Raw genomic sequence first — 20463 nt, 5'->3', positions numbered from 1 at the left:
CTTCCCCACCATCTGACTAGCCCATGATCTCCCGCGTCGCCGAACACTGCTTCTGGATGGCCCGCTACCTGGAACGGGCGGAGAACACCGCCCGCGTCCTGGAAGTGAACCAGACGCTGCTGCTCGACTTCCACGTCCCGGTCGAGCAGCAGTGGAAGCCGGTGCTCATCATCAGCGGCATCCACGACTACGACCGCGACCCGTCGGCCGAGAACGTCCAGGAATTTATGACCTGGGACGAGGACAACCCGTTCAGCATCGTGTCGTCGTTGGCTTGGGCGCGGGAGAACGCCCGGATCATCCGCGAGGTCATCTCGGCCGAGACGTGGGAGCGGATGAACTACTACCACCTGTGGCTGAAGCACCACTCGACCCGCGAACTGTTCGCCCACAACCGCGGGGAGTTCTACGCCCAAATCCGGCGGATCAACCAACTGCTGTCCGGCGTTTGCGATACGACTATGTCCCACGGCGAGGCGTGGGAGTTCCTCCGCCTCGGCCGCCACCTGGAGCGCGCCTGCCAGACGGCCCGGACGCTGGACGTGAAGTACCACATCCTCCTGCCGAAAGTGGACGACGTGGGCACGGCCGTGGACAACGCCCACTGGATCGCGATCCTGATGAGTTGCTCCGGGTACGAGCCGTTCCACAAGAAGCCGCTCGCGGACCCGTCCGACCCCGGGGGCGCGGTGGCCGAGTTCCTGATCTTCGACGACGAGTTCCCGCGGTCGATCCACCACTGCCTGTCGGCCTGCCGCGAGTCGCTCGCCGCCATCGCCGGGACGCCGTCGGGCGAAGCCAACACGCCCGCGGACCGCAAACTGTCCGAGCTGCTGCACTGGCTCGACGGCCGGGACATCAAGGACGTGATCGCCTTCGGCCTGCACCAAACGCTCACGCACGTCGTGGACAGCATCCACGACATCGGCGGTGCCGTCCACAGCAGCTACTTCGCGGTCGAGGCACGAATGCCCGCCGGCCAACCCCAGTCCCAGTCCCAGTAACGACGCACCCCCTCCGAGGTTCATCATGGGCATCCGTGTCGCCCTCCGGCACGTTACGAGCTACCGCTACGACCGCCCGGTGACGTTCGACCCGCACACCGTCCGGCTGCGGCCCGCCCCGCACGCCCGCACCCCGATCCTCGGGTACTCACTGTCCGTCGAGCCGGGCAAGCACTTCCTCAACTGGCAGCAGGATGCGTACAGCAACTACCTCGCTCGGCTCGTGTTCCAGGAGCCGGCGAAGGAGTTCAAGGTCACCGTCGATCTGCTCGCGGAACTGATCCCGATCAACCCGTTCGACTTCTTCGTGGAACAGTCGGCGGAGACGTACCCGTTCGCCTACGACCCGGTGACGCTCCGCGAACTCGCCCCGTACCTGAAGCCGCTGCCGCTTGGCCCGCAACTCGCGGCCGTCGTCGCTGAGGTCAAGCCACACACCGGCCGGACGATCGACTTCCTGATCGAACTGAATCAGTCGATCTACCGCCGGGTGAAGTACGTCATCCGGATGGAACCTGGCGTGCAGACGCCGGAGGAAACGCTGACGGCGGCGTCCGGCTCCTGCCGCGATTCGTCGTGGCTGCTCGTGCAGCTCTGCCGGAACCTCGGCCTCGCGGCCCGGTTCTGTTCCGGCTACCTGATCCAACTCGTCGCCGACGAGCCGCCGCTGGAAGGCCCGGCCGGGCCGACTTCGGACTTCACCGACCTGCACGCCTGGGCCGAAGTCTACCTGCCCGGCGCGGGCTGGGTCGGCCTCGACCCGACCTCCGGCCTCCTCGCCGCCGAGGGGCACATCCCCCTCGCCTGCACCGCCGACCCGCAGTCGGCCGCGCCGATCACCGGCTCCTACGGGTGGGCGAAGGGCAAGGACGATGACGACGAGTTGAAGGAGGAGTTCCACTTCGAGATGAGCGTCACCCGGATGCGGGAGTCGCCCCGCGTGACGAAGCCGTACACGGACGCGCAGTGGGCGGCCATCGATGCGTTCGGCCACCGCATCGACGCCGAAATCCGCGAGTGGGACGTGCGGCTCACGATGGGCGGCGAGCCGACGTTCGTGAGTATCGACGACCGCGACGCGGCCGAGTGGAACACGGAAGCCCTCGGCCCGCAGAAGCGGCGGCAGGGAATGGTCCTGCTCAAGCGGCTCCGCGACCGGTGGGCGACGGGCGGCCTGTTGCACTTCGGCCAGGGGAAGTGGTACCCCGGCGAGTCCCTTCCGCGGTGGGCGTTCAACTGTTATTGGCGGCGGGACGGCGACCCGATCTGGACCGACCCCGCCCTCGTCGGCAACGAGCAAATCCCTTACGGATTCGGCGCGAAGCAGGCTGAACAGTTCGTCGCGCGGCTCGCCGAGACGTTAAAGCTCGACCCGAAGTACGCCGTCGCCGCTTTTGAGGACGCATGGTACTACCTCTGGAAGGAGCGGCGGCTGCCGGCGAACGTCGATCCGCTGAAGAGCAACCTCGACAACCCGGAGGAGCGGGCGACGCTGGCCCGCGTGTTCGAGCAGAAGCTCGGCAGCGTCGTTGGCTACGCCCTGCCCCTCCGCCGCACCCACGCGGGGGCGGCGACCTGGGAAACCGGGCCGTGGTTCGTCCGCAAGGAACACTTGTTCCTCACGCCCGGCGACTCGCCGATGGGGTATCGGCTGCCGCTCGACTCGTTGCCGTGGGAGGATCCGCTGCACCGGCAATTCTTGACGGAGCGCGACCCGTTCGCCCCGCGGCCGGCGTTCCCGTCGATCACGGCGATGGCCGACCGCCTCCGCTCGCGGGGCGCGGCCCTCAACGGCCAACCGGCGGGCAACGTCCCCCGCTCGCGGCTCGGCGAGGCGCAGGCGCACCTGTTCGCCGACACGAGTTCGCAAGTCGTCCGCACCGCCCTGTGCGTCGAGCCGCGGAACGGGAAGCTGTACGTCTTCATGCCGCCGTGTCGGTTCGCGGAAGACTACCTCGACCTCGTCGTCGCGATCGAAACGACGGCCGCGGACCTGAAGATGCCCGTGCTGATCGAGGGCTACAAGCCGCCGCACGACCCGCGGCTGAACAACTTCAGCGTCACCCCCGACCCCGGCGTGGTCGAGGTGAACGTCCACCCGGCGAACGACTGGACCGAGTTGAGTGTCCTCACGACGAGTCTCTACGAGGAAGCGAAGCAATCGCGGCTGGGGACCGAGAAGTTCATGCTCGACGGCCGGCACACCGGGACCGGCGGCGGGAACCACTTCGTCCTCGGCGGGGCGACGCCCGCCGACAGCCCGTTCCTGCGGCGGCCGGACCTGCTCAAGAGCCTCGTCACGTTCTGGAACAACCACCCGTCGCTGTCGTACCTGTTCAGCGGCCTGTTCGTCGGCCCGACGAGCCAGCACCCGCGGGTGGACGAGGCCCGGCACGACGCGCTCTACGAACTGGAAATCGCGTGCAACCAACTACCGAAGGACGGCCGCATTCCGCCGGCGTGGTTGGTGGACCGCACGTTCCGCAACCTGCTCGCGGACGTGACCGGGAACACGCACCGGACCGAGTTCTGTATCGACAAGATGTTCAACCCGGAAGGGGCGGAGGGCCGCCGCGGACTGCTGGAACTGCGGGCGTTCGAGATGCCGCCGCACGCCCGGATGAGCCTCGTGCAGCAGTTGCTGCTCCGGTCGCTGGTCGCGTGGTTCTGGCGGAAGCCGTACCCACACAAACTCGTCCGGTGGGGGACCGAGCTGCACGACCGGTTCCTGCTGCCGCACTTCGTCGAGCACGACTTGCGCGACGCGCTCGACGAGCTGACCCAGAGCGGGTACGCCTTCGACCCGGCATGGTTCGCGCCACACGTCGAGTTCCGGTTCCCGCTGATCGGCGACATGGCCAGCCGCGGCGTCCACCTGGAACTGCGGACGGCTATCGAGCCGTGGCCGGTACTGGGCGAAGAGGCCGGCGGCGGCGGGGCCGTGCGGTTCGTCGATTCGTCCGTCGAGCGGTTGCAGGTGAAGGTCCGCGGGCTGACCGACCCGCGGCACGTCGTGACCTGTAACGGCCGCCGGCTTCCGCTGCACCCGACCGGGACGAACGGCGAGTTCGTGGCCGGCGTCCGCTACCGGGCGTGGTGGCCGCCGTCGTGCTTGCACCCGACGATTCAGCCGCACTCGCCGCTGACGTTCGACGTTTTGGACACGTGGAACGACCGCAGCGTCGGCGGCTGCACGTACCACGTGGCCCACCCCGGCGGGCGGGCGCACGACACGTTCCCGGTGAACGCGCTGGAGGCCGAAGGGCGGCGGATCAGCCGATTTTTCGCGTTCGGCCACTCGCCGGGGGCGGTCCGCGTCCCGCCGCCGGAACCGAACGAGGAATTTCCGTTTACGCTGGATTTGCGGCGGCCGGAACCGACGATTTACGCCCCGCCACCGATTTCTCGCCAGACTTCAGTTCCGACCGCCATGAAAATCGGGAGCTAAGATTGGGCACGGCCGCCGCCTGTGGAACCCGGAGCGGAAGCGATGGGGTGTGGGATCAGCGGCCACACCCCATCGCTTCCGCTCCGGGTTCCACAAGAAGCACGGACCGCCGTTGACTTCATGGCGCGGGTTTGGGACAACCGCGGCCGGGTCCGAGACTTCTAGAGTCGCCTCACCGATGTCGTCCGCCGCGAACGTGACCGAGGAACCGATAGCCGCGGCGGGCGGGGCGGCCCCCGTCCGCCCCGCGCACGGGTACGACGAGGTCCACGATTCCAACAACGTCATCCGCCCGCACTGGCTGCCGTTCTTCCGCCGCACGCCGGACCTGAGTGGCCCGGAGTTCACCCGCCGGTGGCGGGACGCGCAACGGCTCATCCGCGAGAACGGCGTCACGTACAACGTGTACGGCGACCCGAACGGCATGACCCGACCATGGCAACTCGACCCCGTGCCGTTCCTGCTCGCTTCGCAGGAAGCCGCTAATCTCGAGCGCGGCTTGATCCAGCGCGGTCGCCTGCTCGACCGCATCCTCGCCGACCTTTACGGCGACCAACACGTCCTGCACGAAGGCTTGCTGCCGTTCGACCTGATTCACCACAGCCCCCGATTCCTCCGGCCGTGCCACGGCATCCGCCCGCCGGGCGGCCGGTTCATGCACCTGTACGCGGCGAACCTCGCCCGCACGGCTGACGGCGACTGGCGGGTCATCAGCGACCGCACCCAGGCCCCGTCCGGCGCGGGGTACGCGCTCGAGAACCGCATCGTCGTCTCCCGCACGCTCCCGGAGGCGTTTCACGGGTGCAAGGTGCAGCGGCTGGCGATGTTCTTCCAGACGCTCATCAACTCGCTGCGGAGCGTCGCCCCGCGGAACAAGGACAATCCCCGCGTCGTGCTGCTGACGCCGGGGCCGTACAACGAAACGTACTTCGAGCACTCGTACCTCGCCCGCTACCTCGGCTACACGCTCGCGGAAGGCGGCGACCTGACGGTCCGCGACAACCGCGTCTACCTGAAGGTCCTCGGCAGCCTGCAACCGGTGGACGTGATCTTCCGCCGCTTGGACGACGACTTCTGCGACCCGCTGGAACTGCGGCCGGACTCGTTCCTCGGCGTGCCCGGCTTGATGCACGCCGTGCGGACCGGGAACGTCGCCGTGGCGAACGCCATCGGCAGCGGCGTGATCGAGACGCCGGCGCTCATGGCGTACCTGCCGAAGCTCTGCCGACGGTTGCTCGGCGAGGAGTTGTTGCTCGACAGCGTGCCGACGTGGTGGTGCGGCGACCCGGCCTCCATGCGGTACGTCCTCGACCATCTCTCGGAACTCGTCATCAAGCCCGCGTTCCCGGCGTCCAACCGCGGTCCGCACCCGCTGGACTGGCAGAACCCGACGCTCGCGGCCGAACGCATCCGCGCCACGCCGCACGCCTTCGTCGCGCAGGAGCGGCTGCCGCTTTCCCTCTCGCCGACGCTTACCACCGACGGCGTGCAGCAGCGGAAGACCGTCGTGCGGCTCTACCTCACGGGCAACGGCGACTCGTTCGAGATGATGCCCGGCGGGCTGACGCGGTTCGGCTCGACGGCCGACTCCGACTTCGTGTCGATGCAGTACGGCGGCGGCAGCAAGGACACGTGGGTGCTCACGGACGGCGCGGTCCACACGTTCAGCCTGCTCCCGCCGAAGGACGACCCGATCCAGCTCACCCGCGGCGGCGGCGACGTGCCGAGCCGGGCGGCCGACAACCTCTTCTGGCTCGGCCGGTACGCGGAACGGGCGGAAGGCGTCGCGCGGCTCCTGCGGTGCGTCGTGTCGCGGCTCGCGGAGCGCAGCACGGCCGACGAAGGCCCGGAACTGATCCCCCTGTTGCAGACGCTGGCCGCCCACACGGACGGCAAGCCGAAGACGCCGGCGGACGTGTTCGCCGCCCTCGATAGCACGGCCTTGCCGGGAAGTTTGGCGTCCGCCCTCCGCGACCTGCACCGGGTGGCCGGGCTGGTCCGCGACCGGATTTCGCTCGACATGTGGCGGGTCGTCAGCCGGGCCACCCGCCACCCGCACCGGGACGAGCGGCGGACGCACGCGGACGCCCTGGACGAGATCGACACGACGATCCTGCGGCTGGCCGCGTTCGGCGGCATGGCCGTGGAGAGCATGACCCGGACCGACGGCTGGCGCTTTCTCGACCTCGGCCGGAAAATCGAGCGGTCGATGCACGTCATCAAGCTCGTTCGCGGAACGCTTTGCCAGTACGTTCCCCCCGAAGGGCCGACGCTGGACGCGGTAGTTGAGGTCTGCGACTCCCGGATGACGTACCGCCGCCGCTACCTCGGCACGCTCCGGGCCGAGTCCGTGCTCGACCTGATCCTGTTCGACGAGACGAACCCGCGGTCGCTGGCGGCTCAGCTGGTGAGCGTGGTGGACGACGTGAACAACCTGCCCCGCGTCCCGTCCGCGGCGCGGGGGCTGGACCAGCGGTACGCGCTGTCCGCGCTGTCGTCATTGCAACTGGCGGAGGTCGAGAAGCTGGCGGAAGTGACCGGCGGCCGCCGGGCCGCGCTCGTCGAGTTGCTGAACAAACTCGGCCAGTGGATTCCGCAGCTATCAGACACGCTGACGCAGCAGTACCTGAGCCACCTCCAGGAGTCGCGTCACCTGTCGCACGCGGAGCCGGCATCATGATCCGCTACCAGGTCACGCACGCGACGCGGTTCCGGTACACGGAAGCGGTGACGCTCTGCCACAACATGGCCCACCTCGTCCCCCGCGAAACCCCGTGGCAGGCGTGCGAACAGGGCGAAATCCAGATCACCCCCGCCCCGGCGGTGATGAACGAGCGGGCCGACTTCTTCGGCAACGCGGTCACGCACTTCACCATCCAGGAGCCGCACAAGCAGCTCACGATTCAATCGACCCATACGGTCCGGCTGACGGCACGGTACACGCCGGACGCGAAGGGGTCGCACGCCTGGGAACAGGTCCGCGACAGGCTGCCGCAGGACCGCTCGCGGGCGTGGTTCGACGCCGCCCAGTACGCCTACGCCTCGAAGTACATCCCGCTCGACGGCCGATACGCCGAGTACGCCGCGGCGTCGTTTGAACGCACGCGGCCGATCCTGGACGCGGCCCTTGACCTGACGCACCGCATCTACCGGGACTTCCGGTACGACCCGAAATCGACGACGGTATCGACCCCCATCGAGGACGTGTTCGCGAACCGCCACGGCGTCTGCCAGGACTTCGCGCACCTTCAGCTCGCCTGCCTGCGGTCGCTGGGGTTGGCGGCTCGGTACGTGAGCGGCTACCTCTCGACGACCTCCCCGCCCGGCGGCCCGCGGCTCGTCGGCAACGACGCGTCGCACGCCTGGGTGTCGCTGTTCTGCGGCGACTCCGGGTGGGTCGATCTCGACCCGACGAACGACCAGATTCCGGGCGAGAACCACATCCACGTCGCGTGGGGCCGCGACTACGACGACGTCAGCCCGGTGAAGGGCGTCATCCTCGGCGGCGGCGAGCACACAATCGACGTGGCCGTGAACGCGCAGGTGTATTGAATCAGACGGTACTGGGCTTGTGAGGTCGGTATCAAGTGAAGCATGGTTGGGCCTAAGCCTCGATCTTCCGAACAACAACTTATCCAATTATGCCTTCACAGCCTTCTCGCCATAGACCCATCGGAGATCGCCTACGACCGCAACCCCTACCCCACAACCGACCAAGTTCAACTCGATAAGCCCGGCCCAGTGCCGTGACGTTAGGATTGCCCGGCCGCCGTTCGGTCCGATCGGATTCGAGTACAGGTTTAGGGTGCGGAGTTGATCTAGATGTGGAGCCGCGGCCATCGCGGAAACGCCCTCGTCCGTGATGTGATTGTTGCAAAGTATCAATCGTTCCAGTCGCCCAAAACGGCAAGATGCGGCCAACGCCAAGCACGTAGCATCGGTTAGCCCGTTCTCGCTCAAGTCGAGTTCACGGAGTATCGGCACATTCGCAGCGGCAAACAGTTCCTCCGCACCGTCGTCGCCGATGTCACATTCGGCGACAGAAAGTCGCTCCAATGCTCGAAATGAAGCCCTTGCGACGGCTGCCACGCCATTTGGCCCGAGTGGTTGACGGTCCAACTCTAAGCGGGTGAGTGCGGTCGTGTGTTTACTTGCGGCCAATTCCTCGGCGGCATCGTCGGTGAACACGCCGTCCTCGAACGACAGGGCGCGGATGGCCGAAAGAGCCGGTGATGCAAAAAACGCCCTCCAGTCCCCACCTGTCCTGATGTGTAACTCACGCAACAACGGGGCACGGTTGGAAATTACGTCGGCGTGAGTAGTGAATAAATCGAGGGAGAGCACAAGCGACTCTACGAACCCCCGAGAGGTAATGAAATGATAAAACACGCCCTCGTCTGCCAACTGGCCAAACCACCGCTGGGCATTCCTTTTGGACAATTGATCTGAGCGCCTGAGGAGTTGCACGTAAGCGGGTAATTCATGATTGGTTCGAGCGGTTTCGCATTCGACCCGGATGAACTCGGCCCGCCGCGGACGGCCGTTTTCTTCGAGCCAATCAGCGTAAACAAGCCGGGGTAAATCGTCGTCAGGGTTGGCGAGGATGGCGGCGAGCAAGGCGCGCTCGGTACTCACACAGCCTCCGTTGTTTGGATGATGGTCGTTACTGCCGTTGGGCAGAAAACAGCATTAACCCCTATCGGTTTACGGCAAGGACGGCTTTACCCCGGCGATCAGATCGTGAACGAACCGCAGCTTCGCGACGACGCTGGTTGACAGTACGAACGGGTACGCATCGACCAACCCGAGGCCGCGGTTGAGGTTGTTCAACAGGTACGTCACCGGATACCAGCCGGCAATCAACTCGTCGAATGCCAGCGTCCCTTCGCTGACCGGGTTCTCAACCACAGACAGCTCTGGCTCGTCCGGCCGCTGCGGGGACAGCGACAGCCCGCAGGTGGACGCCGTCTCCATCGCGTCCACCATGTGCAGGTAGTGCGCCCACGTCTCGGCCCAGTCCTCCCACGGGTGCATCGTCGCGTAGGCCGAGATGAAGTCGTTCTCCCAGTTCGGCGGCGCGCCGTCGGCGTAGTGCCGTTGTAACGCTGCGGCGTAGTCGGCCCGCTCGTCGCCGAACATGGCGCGGAACTTCGGCAGCACGTCCTCGTTCGTCGCCACCAGCTTGTCGAAGTAGAAGTGCCCGCTCTCGTGCCGGAGGTGGCCGAGGAGCGTCCGGAACGGCTCGTTCAACGACGTGCGCCGCTTTTCCCGCTCGGCGTCGTCGGCCTCGGCGATGTTCACGGTGATGACGCCGTCCGCGTGCCCGGTCAGCACCCGCGGGGCCTGCGGGTCGGCCGGGTCCGCGAGGAACTGGAACGCCTGCCCGTCCAGCGGCAAGCCGAGGGCCTTCAGCGTGTAGACCAGCCGCCGCTTCGCCACCTCCAGCCGGTACCACGCCGTCTTGTTCGCCAGGTCGGACAGGTCCGGGATGGCCCGCGTCAATCGGCACGATTCGCACAGCGGGTTCTCGTCCTCCGACCGCATCGCCCAGTTGCACGTGTTGTGCTCGACGTAGTTCTGGCACAGCCGGTACGTCCGCCCCTTCGCCCGCTGCAACGGCGATTCCCACAGGGGCGGTTCCGCGTGCGGGTCGAGCGAGCCGATGACTCCGAGGTCAGGCAAGAAGGCGAGGACGTGGCCGCACTTCACGCACTGCAAGTTCTCGAAGAACACGAGGTGGCGGCAGTGATCGCAGTGGAAGATTTTCATGTCAGCCCGCCATGCACGTCTTACGCCAAGAGACCGGGGACGACGTGGCCGTGAACGTCGGTCAACCGGTACTGCCGGCCCTGGTGCTTGAACGTCAGCCGCTCGTGGTCGATGCCGAGCAGTCGGAGGACGGTCGCCTGGAAGTCGTGGACGTGGACCTTGTTCTCCGCCGCCTGGAACCCGAAGTCATCGGTCGCGCCGTAGGTCGTCCCGGCCTTTACGCCGCCGCCGGCCATCCAGACCGTGAACCCGTAGGGGTGGTGGTCGCGGCCCCAGTTCTTCGTCTCCTTGATGTCGCCTTGCAGGAACGGCGTGCGGCCGAACTCGCCGCCCCAGATCACGAGCGTGTCGTCGAGCAGGCCCCGCTGCTTCAAGTCCTTCACGAGCGCGGCCGACGGCTGGTCCGTGTCCTTGCACTGGACGACGAGCTGGTTGTTCAGGTTGCGGTGCTGGTCCCACCCGGCGTGCATGAGCTGCACGAACCGCACGCCCCGCTCGGCCAGCCGCCGGGCGAGCAGGCAGTTGTACGCGAACGACCCCTTCCGCCGCACGTCCGGGCCGTACATGTCCAGCGTCTTCGCCGACTCCTGGCTGAGGTCCGTCAGGTCCGGCACGCTCGCCTGCATCCGGTAGGCCATCTCGTACTGCGAGATCCGCGTCGCCACTTCCGGATCGCCGAAGTCCTGGTGCGTCAGCTCGTTCATCTTCGCGAGGTCGTCGAGCATCGCCCGGCGGCCGTCGCGGGTGACGCCGGGCGGGTTCGACAGGTACAGCACCGGGTCGCCGCTGCCGCGGAACTGGACGCCCTGGAACCGCGAGGGCAGGAACCCGTTGCCCCAGTAGAAGTCGTAGAAGATTTGCCCGCACGACGCCTCCTTGTCGCGGGAGGTCATGACCACGTACCCGGGCAGGTTCTCGCTCTCCGAGCCGAGGCCGTAGGTCAACCACGCGCCCATGCTCGGCCGGCCGGGCATCTCGCCGCCGGTGAGCAGGAAACAGATCGCTGGGGCGTGGTTCACTTGCTCCGTGTGCATCGACTTCACGAAGCACAGGTCGTCCGCGACCCCGGCCGTGTGGCTCATGAAATCAGACACCCACGCCCCGCTCTGGCCGTGCTGCTTGAACTTCGTGATCTCAGGCAGGCAGGGCCGCACCGCCTGCCCGCCGGTCATGGTGCTGAACCGCCGCCCGCCGACGACGGAATCGGGGATCTGCTTCCCTTTCTGCCGCGTCAGCTCCGGCTTGTAGTCGAACAGATCGACGTGCGAGGGCGCGCCGTTCTGGAACAGGTAGATGACCCGCTTCGCCTTCGGCGCGACGTGCGGCAAACCGGGGAGCGCGTCGGCCCGCGCGTCGTTCGCGAGCAGGGACGCGAGCGCGGCCGTGCCGATGCCGACGGCCGTGCGGCCGAACAGTTGGCGGCGGGTCAGGTGGCGTTGGTATTCCGCGAGCGGCGTCATTGTTTCGACAGCGCCTCGTCAAGGTTGAGGATCATCAGGCACACGGCCGTCATCGCCGCGTGCTCGACGGCGTCGAGCTTCTCGTTCCGCTTCGACTCGCCGACGGCGAGCAGTTTCTTGGCGCTCGCCGTGTCAGCGGTAAACAGCTTTCGCTGTTTTTCCAGGCTTTCCTGAAGCAACTTCGCTTCCGCCGCCGTCGGCTTGCGGCCCGTGACCAATCGGAACGCGAGGCCAAGTTTGTCGTCCGCCTTCGCTCCCGTCGCCCGCTGCGCGAGCGCGCGGGCGGCCTCCACGAACGTGATGTCGTTGAGCGTCGTCAGCGCGTGTAGCGGGGTGTTCGTGCGGGTCGTCATTACGGCACACGTCTGGCGGTTCGCGGTGTCGAAGAACATCGTCGGCCCGACGATCCGCCGCCAGAACACGTACAGGCTCCGCCGGTAGAGCGCGTCGCCGTGGTCCTGCCGGTACTGCTTGTTGCCGAACGTCGCCTCCTCCCAGATGCCCGCCGGCTGGTACGTCTTCACCGGCAGCCCGCCGACCGTGCCGACGAGCAGGCCGCTCGCGGCGAGTGCCTGGTCGCGGAGCATCCACGACGGCAGCCGATACCGCGGTCCGCGGGCGAGTAGCCGGTTGTCCGGGTCGCGCTGCAGTAGCTCCGGCGTGACCTTCGAGGACTGCCGGTAGGTCGCGCTCGTCACGATCATCCTGTGAAGCGCCTTCAGCGACCACCCCTTCGCCACGAACTCGGCCGCCAACCAGTCGAGCAGTTCCGGGTGCGTCGACCGCTCGCCCTGCACGCCGAAGTCGTCGGCCGTCTTGACGAGGCCGGTCCCGAAGAAAAGCTGCCACTGCCGGTTGACCGTGACACGCGCCGTGAGCGGGTTGTCCGGCGACACGAGCCACCGCGCGAGCGCGAGCCGGTTCGCTGGCGCGTCCATCGGCAGCCGCGGCAGGCTGGCTGGCACGTCGGCCGTCACCCTCTGTTCCTTCTTCTCGTAAGACCCGCGGTTCAGGACGAACGTGTCCCGCGGCTTGGCCATGTCTTGCATGACCATGACCTTCGGCACGCTCGCCGCCGCTTCGTCGCGGAGCCTCTTGAGTCGCCGCACCTCCGGCAGTTGCTTCACGTACTCCGGGTGCGAGTCCTTGTAGAACTTCGCCAGCTCGTCGAAGTTCGCGTCCACCCGGTCGTTCGGCCCCTTCCGCAGCGACGACTCGATGACCTGCGGCAGCGTCGATTGCAGCTTCCCGTCCTTCTCGACCATCCCCGCGAGCCGCAGCTTCGCCTCGGCTTCTTGGAGCATCTTCGCCGCGTCCGCGTACGCCTTCGCCGTGTCCGCCTTCCGCTTCTCCTGTTCCGGCGTGGCGAAGTCGAGGACCGGCGCGGTCTGCCCGCTCCCGCCGCTCCCGGTCACCGGCGTCTGGTTGAAGTACGCGGACAGCGAGTAGTAATCCTTCTGCGCGAGCGCGTCGAACTTGTGGTCGTGGCAGCGGCAGCAGTTCAGTGTCAGGCCCAGCCAGACGGTGCCGACGGTTTCCGTCTGGTCGAACACGTACTCGACGCGGTTCTCCTCGGCGATGCGGCCGCCCTCGCCGTTGATCATGTGGTTGCGGTTGAACGCCGTCGCGAGTTGCTGGTCCCGCGTCGGTTTCGGCAGAAGGTCGCCGGCGATTTGCTCGACGGTAAATTGGTCGAACGGCATGTCGGCGTTGAGCGCGCGCACCACCCAATCCCGCCACGGCCACATGGTCCGCTCGCCGTCCCCCTGGTAGCCGTTGCTGTCCGCGTACCGGGCGGCGTCGAGCCACTCCCACGCCATCCGTTCGCCGTACCGCGGCGACGCGAGCAGCCGATCGACGACCTTCTCGTAAGCCGTCGGCGAGTCGTCCTTGAGGAAGGCGTCGATCTCGTCGAGCGTCGGCGGCAGCCCGGTCAGGTCGAGCGTCACGCGGCGGATCAGCGCCTCGCGGGACGCTTCCGGCGACGGCTTCAGTCCGGATTGTTCGAGCTTCTTGTGAATGAAGTGGTCGATGGTGTCGCCGGTCGGTCGCTTGACCGGCGCGAAAGCCCAGTGCGTGCCCCACGCCGCGCCGCCGTCCACCCAGCGGGTGAGCGTTTCGATCTGTTTCGCCGTGAGCTTGCGGTTCGACTTCGCGGGCGGCATCAGCTTCGACTTCTCGGTCGAAGTAAGCCGTTGAATCAGGTCGCTGTCGGCGCTCTTGCCCGGCGTGATGACGGCCTCGGCCCCGTCCTTCGTGTCGACCCGGAGGTCGGCCTTGCGAGCCTTCTCGTCCGGCCCGTGGCAGTGGAAGCAGTTCTCGGACAAAATCGGCAGCACGTCACGGCCGAAGTCGATGGGGTCCGCACCCGCGGCGGGCACGGCCAGCACGAGGCCGAGGAGAACGAAGAGTCGGTGCATGGTGCGAAGCGGGACGAACGGTGTGGGGAAGGTAGTGGAATGATACCCCACTGGCGGGAGAAAAGCACGGGCCAACGCCCGTAGAACCCGGAGCGGTAGCGACGGGGTGTCTGGCCGCGCCAGACACCCCGTCGCTACCGCTCCGGGTTCCACATTACGAAAGCGCCGCCCGCGTTCGCTCGACCAGTTTCGAGTCGTTCGCGGCCGACCCCTTCAGCCAGAACAGGCTCGCCGCCAGGAACCGGTCACGCGACGCCGGCGAGACGTTCGCGTAGTCCTCCATCACCGCGGAACTGAACTTGTAGTCGTGCGAGTCGGTCCCTTTCAGGAAGATCAGCCGCCGGCCCGCGTCGATCAGTCCCTTCCCGCCCGCCGGGTTCGCGTTCAAATAACCGAGGGCCATCCGCGCCGCCTTCGCCTTGTCCTTCGACAGCATCGCAAAGACGCCGTCCACGTCGCCCGCACGGTCGGCTTCGAGCTTGTCGATGCGCATCTCCGCGACCTTGCCGCGGTCGCCCATCGCCTTGCGGAACATTGGCAGGAACGCCGCCGCCTGGAGGAGCAACAGCTTCCGCGCCTCGTCGTCGCCGGTCGTGGCGAAGGCGTAGTGCAGCGCGTTCGCCGTCGTCAGCGTGTGCAGCCCGACGATCCCCGGCTGCCGCATCAGCAACTCCCCGGCCGACAAGAACACCGCGTCCCACACCGCCTGCGGCGCGACGCCCCCGTTGACCGCGGCCAGCACCTTGTCGCTCACGTCGCCCTCGGAGCCGTCGCGGATCGCGGCCATCAGGTCGGCCGTCGCCTCGGGACTCGGCTTCCCGTCCCGCCAGGTCGGGGCGAACTTGCGGGCGAGGTCGGCGTTGCGAATCCCCACGCGGTCGGCCGCCAGGTCGCCGTCCGGCTTCCCCTTCGCGTCGTGCTTCAGGAGCGCGAACGCCAGCGACCGCAGTACCGGCTCGGCGTGGTGCCAGCCGATCACCTGGAGCGTGCGGAAGGCGTTCGCCACGAAGATCGCCTTGTGCCCGATGTCACGGAAATCCCGGCAGCCGAACCGGGCGAACAGGTCGAACGCCTCGTTCGCCGTCATCGTCCGCGCGACGGCCGCGGCCGCCACGTCCGCTCGCGGCTCGTCCCAATCCGTCATCGCCGCCACAAATGCGTCACGCGCCTTCCGCGCCGGTGGCAGGTTCATCTCCTCCACCGGCTTCATCCGCCAGCCGCTCTCCTTGATGTTCTGCGCCTGGGCACTCTTGAAGTTGTCGAGCGCCCAGAACATCGGCAGCCACCGGTCGCCGTCCGGCCCGGCGAGCGCCGCCTGGTGCGCCGAGTTGACAACCATGACGGCGTGGAACTTGAACCCGACGTTCGGCCGCGGCTGGATGTTCCGCACGCCGGCCAGCAGCAGGGCCGCCAACACGTCGCGGTACGCCAGACCTTTTTTGATTCGCGCCGCGACTTCCTCCAAGAGTTTGTCCCGCGGCGTCTCTTCGAGCAACTTCACGAGCGGCTCGATACCGGTATCGAGCCGCACGAGGTTCGGATCGAGTTTCGTATCGGCCGCGGCGACCGGCGGGAGGACGGCCAGGAACGACAGGCCCCCGACGCCGAGGGACGCGGTTTGCAGGAACGAGCGGCGGTCGGAAGAGGCGGTCATGACACGTCCGGGGAGAGAGGAAGGGCTAGCGAAATTGTAGCCCTACAAGTCGTTCAATGGTCCGCGTACACTCACTTCACCTCTTCCTGCCGAACACTCCGCCTGAAAGTCTCGTCTCAAGGAATTGCACCATGCCCCGCTCCCGCGTGCCGTCAGCGCTCCTGTTGTTACTCGTCTCTCTTCCCCTTGCCGCCCAGGACAAGGCGATCACCACGCCGAAGCAGTACCTCGGGTTCAACGTCGGCGACGACTATTGCCTCGCGAACTACCAGCAGCTCAAAGGGTACTGGGAGAAGCTCGAAAAAGAGTCCGACCGGATGAAACTCGTCACGGTCGGCAAGACGGAAGAGGGCCGGCCGCAGATCGCCGCCATCGTTACGTCGCCGGCGAACCACAAGAAGCTCGCCGAGTACAAGGCGACCTCGCGAAAGCTGGCACTCGCAGGGGGAGTGACCGCGGCCGAGGCGAAGAAGCTGGCCGCGGACGGGAAGGCCGTCGTCTGGATCGACGGCGGGCTGCACGCCAGCGAGACGCTCTGCGCCCAGGTGCTGATCGAGACCGTCTACCAGTTCCTCTCCGCGGACGACGACGAGACGCTCCGCATCCTCAACGACGTGGTCATCCTCTTCGTCCACGCGAACCCGGACGGGCACGACCTCGTCGCGGACTGGTACATGAAGGAAAAGGAGCCGACGAAGCGGACGCTGGCCGGGCTGCCGCGGCTGTACCAGAAGTACGTCGGCCACGACAACAACCGCGACTTCTACGCGAACACGCAGGCCGAGACTAAGAACATGAACCGGTTCATGTACCGCGAGTGGTTCCCGCAGGTCATGTACAACCACCACCAGACCGGCCCGGCCGGGACGGTGCTGTTCTGCCCGCCGTTCCGCGACCCGTTCAACTACTTCTGCGACCCGCTCGTCCTCAACGGTATCGACGCGGTCGGGGCGGCCATGATCCAGCGGTTCCTCGTCGAAGGCAAGCCCGGCGCGACGATCCGGTCCGGCGCGCCGTACTCGACGTGGTTCAACGGCGGCCTCCGCACCACGGCGTCGTTCCACAACATGATCGGCATCCTGACGGAGACCATCGGCAGCCCGACGCCGACCTCGATCCCACTCGTCAGCGAGAAGCAGCTCCCAAAGGGCGACTACCTCGCGCCGATCAAGCCGCAGCCGTGGCGGTTCCGGCAGTCGGTCGATTACTCCGTTACCGCGAATAAGGCCGTCCTCGACTACGCCTCCCGCCACCGTGAGCAGTTGCTGTTCAACATCTGGCGAATGGGGAGGAACGCCATCGAAAAGGGGAACCGCGACAGCTGGACGATCACGCCGAGGGTCGTGGACGCGGCGGTGAAGCAACGGGCCGGCGGACGCGGGGCGGCCCGCGGGACCGGCGGCGTCGAGTTCGACCGCCTCTTCCAGCAGCCGGACCGCCGCGACGCCCGCGGCTACATCCTGCCGGCCGACCAGCCGGACTTCCCGACCGCGACGAAGTTCGTGAACGCGCTCCTCGGCACGGGCGTGACGGTCCACCGCGCGACGGCCGACTTCGCCGTGAACGACCAGAAGTACCCGAAGGGGTCTTACGTGGTGAAGTCCGCCCAGGCGTTCCGCGCCCACGTGCTGGACATGTTCGAGCCGCAGGACCACCCGAACGACTTCGCCTACCCCGGCGGCCCGCCGATCCGCCCCTACGACTCGGCCGGGTACACGCCGGCATTCCAGATGGGGCTGAAGTTCGACCGCGTGCTCACCGGGTTCGACGGCCCGTTCGAGGAGATCGCGGAGTTGGCCATTTCGCCGCCGCCCGCGAAGGTCACGAACGCGGAGGAGGCCGTCGGCTTCTTCCTCAGTCCGAAGGCGAACGACGCTTTCCGCGCCGTGAACCGACTACACAAGGCGAACGAGGAAGTCCGGCGGCTGCAGGAACCACTGACCCTCAGCGGCACGACGATCCCGGCGGGCACGTTCTTCGTTCCGAAGAAGGAAACGACGGCCGCCGTCGTGGAGAAGATCGCGGCCGAGGTCGGCACGCCGTTCGTCGGAACCCGAACCAAGCCCGGTTCGGCGGTCGTGTTGAAGCAACCTCGCATCGCCCTGTGGGACCGGTACGGCGGGTCGATGCCGTCGGGGTGGACGCGGTGGATTTTTGAACAGTTCGAGTTCCCTTTCGAGGTCGTGTACTCGGCGGACCTGGACAAGGGCAGCCTCCGCGAGAAGTACGACGTGATCGTCCTGGTTGACGGCGCGTATGCCGGCGGCCCGGCCGGGCCGGGCGACCCGAAGGAAGAGCCGATGAAGGAACCGAAAGAACCGGCGAAGGAGGACGCCGCCCGCGACCGCCGCGGCGGGAGCATCACGCCGACGAAGACGCTGCCGCAGTTGCGGAAGTTCCTGGAAGCCGGCGGCACGATCCTAACCATCGGCAGTTCCTCCCGCATCGGCCGCGACCTGGGGCTGCCGGTCGCGAACCACCTCGTCGAGCTGGACGAGGACACGAAGGAACGGCCGTTCGCGTCGAGCAAGTATTACGTGCCGTCGTCCGTGCTACGGGTGAAGGTTGATCCGTCGCACCCACTGGCGTGGGGCCTGGAGGATCAAGTAGACGTGATGTTCTCGATGAGTCCGACGTTCCGGCTGACGAGCGGGGCGGCCGCTAGGGGCGTGCGGAAGGTCGCGTGGTTCGACACGAAGTCGCCGCTGCGGAGCGGCTGGGCGTGGGGGCAAGAGTACCTCGAAGGCGGCACCGCGGTCGTGGACGCGCGGGTCGGCGACGGCCGGCTGGCGATGTTCGGCCCGCAGGTGCTGTTCCGCGGCCAGTCGCACGGCACGTTCAAGTTCGTGTTCAACGGGATCGTGCAGTCGGTCGTGAAGGAGAAGACAACGAAAGAGGAGCGCGAGCAAGCCCCGAAGCCGGAGGCGAAGGGGAAGTAAGTCACGGCTTCCGTATTAGCTCCACCGCCCGCACGTCGGCCACGGCCTTGCCGGCCACGTTCGTCGCGCGGAGGGTCAGCGTGCCACGGCCTTTTGGCAGCGTGACCGTGCCCAGCGATAGCGGGCGGAAGTCCTTCATGTACGACTCCGCCCCGCGGTTCACCCGGTCGATCTCCTTGCCCCGTAGTGGCGACTCGAACGCCTCGGCGACCGTGCCGGTCCACGCCGCGTCGCCGAGCTTCAACTCGACCGTCGAACCGACATCCGCCGCCGCACACGTATAGTTCACGACCGCATCGTACCGGCCCGCCTCGGCGACCTCGACGCTCCAGGTCATGGCGTCCTTCGTCGTCGTCCAGTTCGTGAAGTACGAGCAATTAGGGGCCGACGCGCTCCGTTTCACGCCGCCGACCGGCACACCGTCCCGCGCCGGGATTACGGCCCGCGTCCAGTCCTTGTGCCCGACCGGGAACGGCCGGTCGTCCGCCTTCTGCGGCACGCCCACGTCCGTCTTCCACGTTGTCACCGCGTCGCGGAGCTTCTTCGCCTCGTCCGGCTTGTCGCCGCTCACGTCGCGGGTCTGATTCGGGTCGTCGATCATGTCGAAGAGCTTCCCGGCGTTGTCGAGCCGATACCGCTGGGTTCGCGCGGACACCCGGCCCGCCCACGTCTGGAACAAGACGCGGTCCGGCAGCAGCGTCCCCTTGCCGAGCAGCCACGGTGACAGGTCGATGCCGTCGAGCGGCTTCTCGCCGACGCGGGGGACGCCGGCCAGTGCGAGGAGCGTCGGCATCAAGTCGATGGCCGCGGCGACTGGCTTCACGACCGTGCCGGGCTTGACCCGCCCCGGCCAGCGGACGTGCAGCGGCGACCGGACGCCGCCCTCGTCCGTGGTCCCCTTCACGCCCTTCATGCCGCCGTTCCACCGCGGGCCGTTCGGCCCGTTGTCCGCGAAATAAATGACCATCGTGTCTTCCTCGATCTTCTGATCGTGGAGGGCCGTGAGGAGGCGGCCGACGTTGCGGTCGATGTTCTCGCACATCGCGAGGGCCGCGCGGGTGTGCTCGACGTTCTCCTTGCCCGTCGCGCCGCGGAGCTTCAGCTCGGCCTTCTCGTACCGCGCCCAGTATTCGTCCGGAACCTGCATCGGCGAGTGCGGCGTGTTGTACGTCAGGTAGACGAAGAACGGCGTGCCCGCGGCCGTCGCTTTCTTCGCGAACGCGATGGTCCGGTCCGTCAGCTCGTCCGGCAGGTAGCCCTTGCCTTTCACGTCCTTCCCGTCGTGGTCGAGCGGGGCATCGAAATAGTCGGCCCAGTGCCCGGCGGTGAACCCGAAGTACTCGCCGAACCCGCGGCCGCGGGGGTGGTACGGGTACTGCGACCCGTTGTGCCACTTGCCGAACGCGGCCGTCGCGTACCCGGCCTTCTGGAAGCTCTCGGCGACGGTCCGCTCGTCGAGGTTCAGCCGCTCGCCGCCGGACGTGACGCCGCGGACGCCGCCGCGGGGGTGGTAGCGGCCGGTCAGAAACTCGGCCCGCGTCGGCGAGCAGACCGGCTGTACGAAGAACCGCTCGAACATCGCCCCGTCCCGCGCCAGCGAGTCGAGGTGCGGCGTGCGGAGGTTCGTGTTGCCGTTGACGCTGAGGTCGCCCCAGCCTTGGTCGTCCGTCAGGATGACGATGACGTTCGGCTTCGCGGCGGCGAGATGCGTGACGGCGAAACAGGCCGCGACGACCGCGGCGAGACGCATGAACATGGGGAATCTCGGG

General features: G+C 67.3%; 11 protein-coding genes. 5 read left to right on the top strand and 6 right to left on the bottom strand.

The window, feature by feature from the left end:
- The first annotated feature begins 23 nt into the window (after positions 1-23).
- The 4 genes from AC5JJ2_RS27480 (at position 24) to AC5JJ2_RS27465 (ending at position 8004) form a co-directional block, all read left to right on the top strand.
- Positions 24-1004 carry an alpha-E domain-containing protein gene (locus AC5JJ2_RS27480; RefSeq protein ID WP_495861259.1) on the top strand — a complete coding sequence of 327 codons (981 nt, stop codon included), beginning with the start codon at positions 24-26 and terminating at the stop codon, positions 1002-1004.
- 25 nt (positions 1005-1029) lie between these two features.
- The gene (locus AC5JJ2_RS27475) at positions 1030-4452 is read left to right on the top strand and encodes a transglutaminase family protein (RefSeq protein ID WP_495861258.1); all 3423 of its coding nucleotides are present in this window, start codon (positions 1030-1032) and stop codon (positions 4450-4452) included.
- A gap of 178 nt (positions 4453-4630) precedes the next feature.
- Positions 4631-7132 (top strand): circularly permuted type 2 ATP-grasp protein, encoded by a 2502-nt coding sequence (locus AC5JJ2_RS27470; RefSeq protein ID WP_495861257.1) that lies wholly within the window; start codon positions 4631-4633, stop codon positions 7130-7132.
- Entirely contained in the window at positions 7129-8004 is an 876-nt protein-coding gene (locus AC5JJ2_RS27465; protein WP_495861256.1) for a transglutaminase family protein, read from the top strand. Before AC5JJ2_RS27470 ends, AC5JJ2_RS27465 begins: the two co-directional genes overlap by 4 nt.
- An 87-nt stretch (positions 8005-8091) precedes the next feature.
- On the opposite strand, the gene AC5JJ2_RS27460 is transcribed toward AC5JJ2_RS27465, so the two are convergent.
- The 5 genes from AC5JJ2_RS27460 to AC5JJ2_RS27440 all read right to left on the bottom strand — a co-directional run bounded on the left by AC5JJ2_RS27460 (position 8092) and on the right by AC5JJ2_RS27440 (position 15755).
- On the bottom strand, positions 8092-9087 hold the full coding sequence (locus AC5JJ2_RS27460) for a TIGR02996 domain-containing protein (RefSeq protein ID WP_495861255.1): 996 nt from the start codon (positions 9085-9087) through the stop codon (positions 8092-8094).
- Positions 9088-9156: 69 nt separating this feature from the next.
- Positions 9157-10221, bottom strand: coding sequence for a zinc-binding metallopeptidase family protein (locus AC5JJ2_RS27455; protein WP_495861254.1), 1065 nt, complete (start codon positions 10219-10221; stop codon positions 9157-9159).
- Between the two features lie 20 nt (positions 10222-10241).
- Complete coding sequence (locus tag AC5JJ2_RS27450) at positions 10242-11681, bottom strand: DUF1501 domain-containing protein (RefSeq protein ID WP_495861253.1); 1440 nt, start codon at positions 11679-11681, stop codon at positions 10242-10244.
- The gene (locus AC5JJ2_RS27445) at positions 11678-14101 is read right to left on the bottom strand and encodes a PSD1 and planctomycete cytochrome C domain-containing protein (protein WP_495861252.1); all 2424 of its coding nucleotides are present in this window, start codon (positions 14099-14101) and stop codon (positions 11678-11680) included. The genes AC5JJ2_RS27450 and AC5JJ2_RS27445 overlap by 4 nt, the downstream gene beginning before the upstream one ends.
- A 154-nt stretch (positions 14102-14255) precedes the next feature.
- Positions 14256-15755, bottom strand: a complete 1500-nt coding sequence (locus tag AC5JJ2_RS27440) for a hypothetical protein (RefSeq protein WP_495861251.1) — start codon at positions 15753-15755, stop codon at positions 14256-14258.
- A 131-nt stretch (positions 15756-15886) separates the two neighbouring features.
- Between AC5JJ2_RS27440 and AC5JJ2_RS27435 the strand changes: the two genes are divergently transcribed.
- On the top strand, positions 15887-18694 hold the full coding sequence (locus tag AC5JJ2_RS27435) for a M14 family metallopeptidase (protein WP_495861250.1): 2808 nt from the start codon (positions 15887-15889) through the stop codon (positions 18692-18694).
- 1 nt (position 18695) lies between these two features.
- Here the strand turns inward: AC5JJ2_RS27435 and AC5JJ2_RS27430 are convergent, their stop codons facing one another.
- Positions 18696-20450: a sulfatase-like hydrolase/transferase gene (locus AC5JJ2_RS27430; RefSeq protein WP_495861249.1), complete on the bottom strand. Its 1755-nt coding sequence runs from the start codon at positions 20448-20450 to the stop codon at positions 18696-18698.
- Between the last annotated feature and the right edge of the window lie 13 nt (positions 20451-20463).

The sequence above is a fragment of the Limnoglobus sp. genome (assembly GCF_059499385.1).
This window is presented reverse-complemented; position numbering and strand designations above follow the sequence as displayed.

Excerpts from the sequence above, each read along its gene's own strand:
- AC5JJ2_RS27430 (WP_495861249.1), bottom strand. The coding sequence starts at position 20,450 with ATGTTCATGCGTCTCGCCGCGGTCGTCGCGGCCTGTTTCGCCGTCACG.
- AC5JJ2_RS27475 (WP_495861258.1), top strand. The coding sequence starts at position 1,030 with ATGGGCATCCGTGTCGCCCTCCGGCACGTTACGAGCTACCGCTACGAC.
- AC5JJ2_RS27440 (WP_495861251.1), bottom strand. The coding sequence starts at position 15,755 with ATGACCGCCTCTTCCGACCGCCGCTCGTTCCTGCAAACCGCGTCCCTC.
- AC5JJ2_RS27455 (WP_495861254.1), bottom strand. The coding sequence starts at position 10,221 with ATGAAAATCTTCCACTGCGATCACTGCCGCCACCTCGTGTTCTTCGAG.
- AC5JJ2_RS27470 (WP_495861257.1), top strand. The coding sequence starts at position 4,631 with ATGTCGTCCGCCGCGAACGTGACCGAGGAACCGATAGCCGCGGCGGGC.
- AC5JJ2_RS27435 (WP_495861250.1), top strand. The coding sequence starts at position 15,887 with ATGCCCCGCTCCCGCGTGCCGTCAGCGCTCCTGTTGTTACTCGTCTCT.
- AC5JJ2_RS27445 (WP_495861252.1), bottom strand. The coding sequence starts at position 14,101 with ATGCACCGACTCTTCGTTCTCCTCGGCCTCGTGCTGGCCGTGCCCGCC.
- AC5JJ2_RS27450 (WP_495861253.1), bottom strand. The coding sequence starts at position 11,681 with ATGACGCCGCTCGCGGAATACCAACGCCACCTGACCCGCCGCCAACTG.
- AC5JJ2_RS27465 (WP_495861256.1), top strand. The coding sequence starts at position 7,129 with ATGATCCGCTACCAGGTCACGCACGCGACGCGGTTCCGGTACACGGAA.
- AC5JJ2_RS27480 (WP_495861259.1), top strand. The coding sequence starts at position 24 with ATGATCTCCCGCGTCGCCGAACACTGCTTCTGGATGGCCCGCTACCTG.